Below are 1,932 nucleotides of genomic sequence, written 5' to 3'. Positions count from 1 at the left end.
GGCCTGCGATGAGGATGCCGCCGAGCCCGGCGCCCAAAGGGGCTCCGGCGTCAAGGATGGTGGCGCCGCGGCCGCGTTCCGATTTGTGCATCCAGATGGCATTCAGTTTTCCGCCGGCCGGCATGACCCCGGCCTCGGTGACGCCGATGCCCAGGCGGGCGATGAACATGCTGACAAAGCCTCCGGCCAGGCCGGAGGCCGCCGTTGCGGCGCCCCAGCGGCCGCAGGACGCCGTCTTCACCTTGCGGGGGCCGAACTTGTCGATCAGCCAGCCGACCGGGATCTGCATGAGGGCGTAGGTCCAGAAGAAGGCCGAGAGCAGGAGGCCCACGAGCTCCGGGGCCATGTTGAATTCCTTCTGGATGATGGGCAGGGCAACAGAGATGGATCCCCGGTCGATGTAGTTCACGGACACGAGGACCAGCAGGAGTAGGAACATTTTCCATCGGACATTCGTGCGCCGTTGCACGCCGTCCTTGGAGCTTGTGAGGTCATCGGGCTGTACTGCTGTTTCGGTATTTGGAAGAGACACAACTTCTCCTTGATAGAGAGTAAACATGCCGGCAGGTGATGGGGGATTTGTTTGAGGGTCAGGATGCCGGAGCGTGGGGCGTCCTGTGCGCGGGCCCTGTGTCGATCGCAGCGGTTGATAGGGCTGATGTCAGCGCTGACATCAGGTTCGGATCAGGTGCAGAATCTGGGAGGGCGGGGCCCGGCAAGCTTTCTTGTTTTGGGATCCCGATTTGGGATCCCAAAATTCAGATTAGGAGTGACGTGGGCCACTGTCAAGGGTCATGGGCCGGCTGGGCCGGTTCGCCGCGAAAATGTCGTTTGTGACTGGCCCTGGGGGCGGGCTGCGCCGGAACATGGCTGCGCGGGCCACCAGACAGGGAGGCCTGTTCCCGGAGCGGTACTGGGGCCGGTAGGGGTGTGACTTGGTGCTGGCAGCCGGTCTTGGCTGCTCCGGGCTTAGCTGCCCCGGTAGGTGGAGTAGGCGAAGGGGCTCAGCAGAAGCGGGACGTGGTAGTGGGCCTGCGCTTCGGACACCGCAAAGGTCAGTGTGACTTCGGGAAAGAAGGTCTCGGTCCCGGCGGCCGCGTAATAGGCTCCGGTGTCGAAGCCCAGGCGGTAGGTGCCGGAGCCCAGGCTGTCGGGGCCGAGCGACTTGACGCGGCCGTCATCGTCCGTGGCGCCGGCCGCGATCCTGACCCAGCGTTCGCCGTCGAGCATGTCCAAGGTGACTGCGACGCCTGCGGCGGGCTTGCCGGAACCCGTGTCCAGAACGTGGGTAGTGACGTGGGAAGTGCTCATGCGCCTATCAGTCCTTCGAGTCGGAGTACCGCGATTTCGCGCAGCTGCTGGCCGATGACCACTTGTTCTTCTTCGGGAGTGTGGGCGAGCCGGGCGTTGAGGGCCGCCAGGATCTCCTCGCGGCTGCGGCCGGCCGCGCGGATCAGGAAGACCTGGCCGAATTTCTCTTCATAGCTCCGGTTCCCTGCGGCGATGGCTGCGGCGACGGCCGGATCCGGAGCGCCCAGGCTCGCCTGCTCCGATTGGGAGAGCCGGGCCTCAACGCCGTTTCCTGCGGCCCGTTCGCCGATGCGGGGATGGTGGGCCAGCGCGGCTTCCACCTCCGCCTCGGTGAACGGTTCCGCCGCACGGCCGGCGGTTTGGAGGAGGATTTCCGTACTGTCGAAGGGCCTCAAGCCGACGATCTCCTCAATCCATCGCTCGATGTCCAGGCAGGGGCGCAGGGCGGCGGCGGCCTCCGCGCGTCCGGCGGCATTAAAGTCGTCCAACAGCATGTGCCAGATCCTTTGTGTCAATGCTGGCATCCACGGTGTAGGGCTATACGGACAAAATATTCGTATCGTGGAACTGTTATTTCAGCATATGCAAAAGATTGAACCGTACCCGTCTGAGCTGTGTCAA

General features: G+C 64.2%; 3 protein-coding genes. All 3 read right to left on the bottom strand.

The features are described from left to right. The coding region (locus LQV45_RS28775) for an MFS transporter (protein ID WP_230010413.1) at window positions 1–532 on the bottom strand (532 nt) is incomplete at its 3' end. 437 nt (window positions 533–969) lie between these two features. After that, window positions 970–1,311 carry a hydroxyisourate hydrolase gene (gene uraH / locus LQV45_RS28770; protein ID WP_230010411.1) on the bottom strand — a complete coding sequence of 114 codons (342 nt, stop codon included), beginning with the start codon at window positions 1,309–1,311 and terminating at the stop codon, window positions 970–972. Continuing rightward, the gene (gene uraD, locus LQV45_RS28765) at window positions 1,308–1,805 is read right to left on the bottom strand and encodes a 2-oxo-4-hydroxy-4-carboxy-5-ureidoimidazoline decarboxylase (RefSeq protein ID WP_230010409.1); all 498 of its coding nucleotides are present in this window, start codon (window positions 1,803–1,805) and stop codon (window positions 1,308–1,310) included. Before uraD ends, uraH begins: the two co-directional genes overlap by 4 nt. Between the last annotated feature and the right edge of the window lie 127 nt (window positions 1,806–1,932).

Source organism: Microbacterium sp. Bi128 (assembly GCF_918698205.1).
This window is presented reverse-complemented; position numbering and strand designations above follow the sequence as displayed.